5 protein-coding genes are annotated in these 4,735 nt (G+C 44.9%); 4 read left to right on the top strand and 1 reads right to left on the bottom strand.

The window, feature by feature from the left end; all coding sequences use genetic code 11:
• Positions 1-491: 491 nt before the first annotated feature.
• The 4 genes from QUA24_RS26785 to QUA24_RS26770 all read left to right on the top strand — a co-directional run bounded on the left by QUA24_RS26785 (position 492) and on the right by QUA24_RS26770 (position 3,365).
• Positions 492-761 (top strand): hypothetical protein, encoded by a 270-nt coding sequence (locus tag QUA24_RS26785; protein ID WP_190663726.1) that lies wholly within the window; start codon positions 492-494, stop codon positions 759-761.
• A gap of 23 nt (positions 762-784) precedes the next feature.
• Positions 785-1,456 carry an energy-coupling factor ABC transporter ATP-binding protein gene (locus QUA24_RS26780; RefSeq protein WP_281363590.1) on the top strand — a complete coding sequence of 224 codons (672 nt, stop codon included), beginning with the start codon at positions 785-787 and terminating at the stop codon, positions 1,454-1,456.
• Between the two features lie 155 nt (positions 1,457-1,611).
• Positions 1,612-1,920 (top strand): hypothetical protein, encoded by a 309-nt coding sequence (locus tag QUA24_RS26775; protein WP_333233428.1) that lies wholly within the window; start codon positions 1,612-1,614, stop codon positions 1,918-1,920.
• Positions 1,921-1,991: 71 nt separating this feature from the next.
• Positions 1,992-3,365 (top strand): protein kinase domain-containing protein, encoded by a 1,374-nt coding sequence (locus QUA24_RS26770; protein ID WP_333233426.1) that lies wholly within the window; start codon positions 1,992-1,994, stop codon positions 3,363-3,365.
• A 228-nt stretch (positions 3,366-3,593) separates the two neighbouring features.
• Here the strand turns inward: QUA24_RS26770 and QUA24_RS26765 are convergent, their stop codons facing one another.
• Positions 3,594-4,382, bottom strand: a complete 789-nt coding sequence (locus QUA24_RS26765) for a DUF4058 family protein (protein ID WP_333233430.1) — start codon at positions 4,380-4,382, stop codon at positions 3,594-3,596.
• Positions 4,383-4,735: the final 353 nt, after the last annotated feature.

The raw sequence follows: 4,735 nt of genomic DNA, 5'->3' as shown, positions 1-4,735 counted from the left end.
GATCGCGTTTGAGCCAGTCGTCGAGGACATCAAATATGCCTCTTTCGGTCTGGGCGCGTCCGACTGCGATTGTCATTTACGCAAATCTCCAAATGGATATAATTACAACGGATCTGTCTCTAGTCATGAGTCTTCCACCGTTGCCTCTGCTTAGCAGAAAACAAGTTGGATTATGAACAGACTTTACTTTTCTTTACCGTATTGACGATTATAGAGGTAATTCTTTACAAGAGCAAGTTTTTCTTAAAAAACTTTTGGCTCTTGACTTTTTACTTGTGCGAAGTCCCCGAAGCCCTCGAAGTCCCCGAAGTCTTGGGCCTGCATTTGGGAACTTCTACTATATAGGAGTCTCTGCGCTTTGCCTCAGAAGCCCGGTGGCTTGGTAAATATATCGGCCTCAACCTCTTATTTTTCTAAGAAACTGGGTTTCCGTGGGTAAGTCCTATATATATACTGAGGATAGAGCTCCAAACTTAGGTTTTTAAGACTATATGTTCAGCATTGACATCATTGTGAAAAATACGCCCGTCTCGCTGTCGGTGCAGCGGAAGTTGGAGGAGGACGCTGAGACTGTTTACCAGCAGGTACTGGCGGCGATTCGCAACTCCCAACCGCAAATTTTGGAACTCACCTGCGAGAAAAATCCTGAGAAAAAGGTGGCTGTACTCAGCAGCGAGATTTCTGGGGTGGTGGTTTCTCAGAAATCGGGGGCGTCATCTACAGGCAGATCCCCTGGCTTTGTCTCGATGACAGCAGAATGAGGGCTGGGGGTGTTGGTGCCGATATGAGCCAGTCAGCCGTTGCTGTGCGGGATTTGGGTTTTTGCTGGCCGTCGGGCGATCGAGTGTTGCAAGGTTGCTCTCTGGATGTACCTAAGGGCGAGTTTTGGATGCTTTTGGGCACTAACGGCAGCGGCAAGTCTACGCTGTTGAGGCTGATGGCTGGGCTGCTGCACCCCCAGTCGGGAGAAATTGACCTGGGTGGGCGGGTGGGTTTTGTGTTCCAAAATCCGGATCACCAATTGGTTATGCCGACAGTGGGTGCGGATGTGGCTTTTGGTTTGGTGGAGGAAAAGCTTTCTAACGTTCAGGTGCGGGAGAGGGTGGCGGAGGCTTTGGAGGCTGTGAATTTGCTGGATTTGCAGCGGCGGCCGATTTATGCTTTGAGTGGGGGCCAGAAGCAGCGAATTGCTCTTGCTGGGGCGATCGCCCGTCACTGCGAAATTCTCCTGTTGGATGAACCGACGGCTTTGTTAGATCCTGATTCTCAGTTGGATTTGGTGGCGGCGGTGCAGCGGTTGGTGAAAAATCGCGGGATTACGGCTTTGTGGGTGACTCACCGTTTGGATGAGTTGAATTATTGTGATGGGGCTTTTTTGTTGGAAAAGGGCCAAGTTGTCGATCGGGGAGATCCGGCGCGTTTGAAGCAGCGGTTGATGCAAAGCCAAGATGTTTAGCTGTTAAGTGGCGGTTGAAAGCTATTTGTGATTAATATCAACCATTAAGTTACTAGGAAGCCTACAGAGGAATCGCCCGCAAATAATTAGACTTTTATTACTTATTCCAATAACATTCAGGAATAAATAGTATTTTGATTATTTAGGAGATACTGATGAACAATTATCCTGACTTATCTTACCAAGGATATGAGGTGATCCGCGAACTAGGACGTAATCGAGAAGGGGGACGAATTACCTGGCTTGCCTCAACTATTGATACTACTGATATAAAACAGCAAGTGGTTGTCAAGCAGTTTTGTTTTGCTCAATCTGGTTCTGACTGGTCAGCTTTTAGTGTTCATGAACGAGAGATTCAGGTTTTGCAAGGACTCAACCATCCTGGTATTCCTCGCTACTTAGGAGGGTTTTCCACGCCGGATGGTTTCTGTATGGTGCAGGAGTATATCGATGCACCATCTTAGGAGTGTTACGGAGTTTTGAACCAGAAGAAATCAAGCAAATTGCTGTATCCGTACTAGAGATTTTAGTTTATTTGCAAAATCGAATTCCGCCAGTCATCCATCGAGATATTAAACCAGAAAATATACTGGTGGACGATCTACTCAGGGTTTATCTGATCGATTTTGGGTTTGCGCGAATTGGCAGTCAGGAAGTATCTGGCAGTAGCGTTTTCAAGGGAACACCCGGTTTTATTCCCCCCGAACAGTTACGGAAACCTACAGAAGCCTCTGACTTATATGGGTTGGGAGCAACCTTGATTTGTTTGCTTACAGGTACCCCCTCGACAGCTCTTCAGGACTTAACGGACGAGGATGACCCCTATCTTATTCGGTTCAGCCAGCTAATCCCACATTTAAGTTTACGATTTGTTAGCTGGTTGGAAAAGATGGTGCAACCGAGGCTAAGAGATCGCTATCCAAATGCTGTTACAGCTTTGGAAGACCTTAAATCGTTGTATGTCTTTCGAGTACCAGAATTCAGCTTAAATACAAATTCTCTGGTTTTCCAAGCAACTCGGTTAGGTGAAAAAATTACACAAAAAATTCACTTTTGCAACTTAATGCCTGACACTTTGCTAGAGGGAAATTGGGAAGTAGCTCTTCATCTTCAAGATCCACCACATACTCCTGATTCCCATGCTTGGATTTCATTCTCACCTGCTAGTTTTAAGGAGAATTTAGTAAAATGTGAAATTACCGTAGATACTTCCCTCCTTGCAGCAGATAAACATTACGAGCGTCATCTTCTTTTACATACAAATGCCTCGCCAGAAACACATGATGTAACTATCAGGGTTCAGACAGCACCTTTGCCAATTGATGTTAAGAAACCTCCCTACAAAAGCATGGCAGTATTGTTCATATTTTCAACAGTAATAACAACTATAGTCATCGGTAGTTTAGGTTGGTCTCAAACAGCTATAGGAATTATTGCTCTAGCTGTTGCCACAGTAGCAACTATTTGGGGGACAGGAGCAAACCTTGGAATTAAAGCATGGAGTTGGATAGGGGGCGGTATAGGCCTGACTATTACGGGACTGGCGGTACAGATGACTCAAGGTTTCTCTAGTGCCTTGTTCGCGCTGATTTTTGGCGCGATCTCAGGTGCAATGCTTGGAGCGGCGTTTGGAGTTTGGGTTGATATAATTGTTATTCATTTTCTGGATCGTGACTTTTTGAGAGAAATCACACTCGATCGCTTTGTGTTAACGGTGGCAGCACTAAGTACAGTGCTGGGAATTGCTTTAGGTATGGGATTTGTAGTGGGCTTTATAAATGTCTATACTTTGCTAACGTTGGGGGGATCTGGACTGCCTCTTGCAGCTATGTTGTTGTATCCCTCCCTTAAACATCGCTGGTTGATTGCCCGCTATCGTAAGTCCGAACAAAACTTGATTCAACCGTGAGATATAGGCGACTGAATAACAACCTCACAGAACACTATTCCAATAAAAATTCATACTGCCAAAGGGGGCGATCGATATTACTACATTGAGGTGGCAAATCGAGGAGATGTCATCGATGCTGACGTGATGTTTCATCGGATGAGGATTGACAATGTGGGTTAGCAGGCGTGAAGCATTGGAAGGTGAAGAGCTCAAAGAGAAGGCAACGTGTGCCAATTTGATATCAAATCAATCTCGCAATCCTCGATCGCGCAACCAAGCATCTGCCCAAATTGTATCGGCCTCTGACATGGGTGGTATGACTTCCCAGTTGCGATAATCTATCTTGAGGTCGTAACTTGCTATGTCGTAAATTTGAGTGAATAATTCCTGCAAATTGATTATAGGTTCGGTATCGCCCGATCGCAGCGGCAAAGGAAAGGCAGGCAGCGAGTTCTGCACGTTAAAAGCGTACAAATCTGCTCTGGGACGGCGATTTCCCCGACACACCAAAACGCTATAGTGGCTTTCAATGTCATTGCCAATAACGGGCATTTTTTGACCGCGCCGCAATAAATCTATTTCAATTAAATGAGTGCGACTCGATAAAATTTCTTCTCGCTTTTCTTCGTACATTTGTCGTCCTTTTCCTGTGCGCTTATTGCTAGGCGCGAGGATTTCAATCAGGGTGATTAGTTCTTGGTTTCCTCTTTCTCTAATTTCTAAATAGCCTTCCCGAACCTGGTATGGCATGGGAATATTTACTGTCAAGGGTTGTGTTGGTGGCGCTGCAACGGCTACGTTTGATGTGATTAATTCGGTTGTAGTTCTTGGCTGAATTACGTTTACATCAGGAATGCCAATTGATAAATTGTCGTCAGCGGTTTCATACATTCTCACTTCTACAGACACTAAATACTTAGGACGTAATTGCGGAGATAATAATCTGGCAATTTCAATAATTAGCCAGTGGTGTAAGGCAGGCCAGAGTTCGGGATGCTCTAAATACGGGTCCATACCGGGGAAGGGAGATGGCATTGATGTGACTCCTTGACTCAAATCTATTTCTAGTTTAGTTGAATATTTGTGGAACAGGCATCTTGCCTGTTTCTTGGGCGGGCAAGATGCCCACCCCACAACATATTTTAATGTTTGTGGAACCGGCATCTTACCTGTTGTTCACACTTTTCAACGCTTAAACTTCGATCGACAATTGCATCGGAATTGGAACGCTGTTTTCATCTAAGACAGACAGCGCATTTACGAAAACAATTGTATGCGGGACTGCCGGCATTAAGCGGCGCAGTGCTTTGAGGTAAGTAGTTAGACAGAATTAATTACACAAATACATAGTAGAATGATATTCCAGGCAAAATTATGAGTTAATTAGA

The sequence above is a fragment of the Microcoleus sp. Pol12B5 genome (assembly GCF_036701335.1).
Classification (GTDB): domain Bacteria; phylum Cyanobacteriota; class Cyanobacteriia; order Cyanobacteriales; family Microcoleaceae; genus Microcoleus.
This window is presented reverse-complemented; position numbering and strand designations above follow the sequence as displayed.

What these genes read in the sequence shown, in the direction of transcription:
- QUA24_RS26785 (WP_190663726.1), top strand. Translation starts at nt 492, where the DNA reads ATGTTCAGCATTGACATCATTGTGAAAAATACGCCCGTCTCGCTGTCG.
- QUA24_RS26780 (WP_281363590.1), top strand. Translation starts at nt 785, where the DNA reads ATGAGCCAGTCAGCCGTTGCTGTGCGGGATTTGGGTTTTTGCTGGCCG.
- QUA24_RS26775 (WP_333233428.1), top strand. Translation starts at nt 1,612, where the DNA reads ATGAACAATTATCCTGACTTATCTTACCAAGGATATGAGGTGATCCGC.
- QUA24_RS26765 (WP_333233430.1), bottom strand. Translation starts at nt 4,382, where the DNA reads ATGCCATCTCCCTTCCCCGGTATGGACCCGTATTTAGAGCATCCCGAA.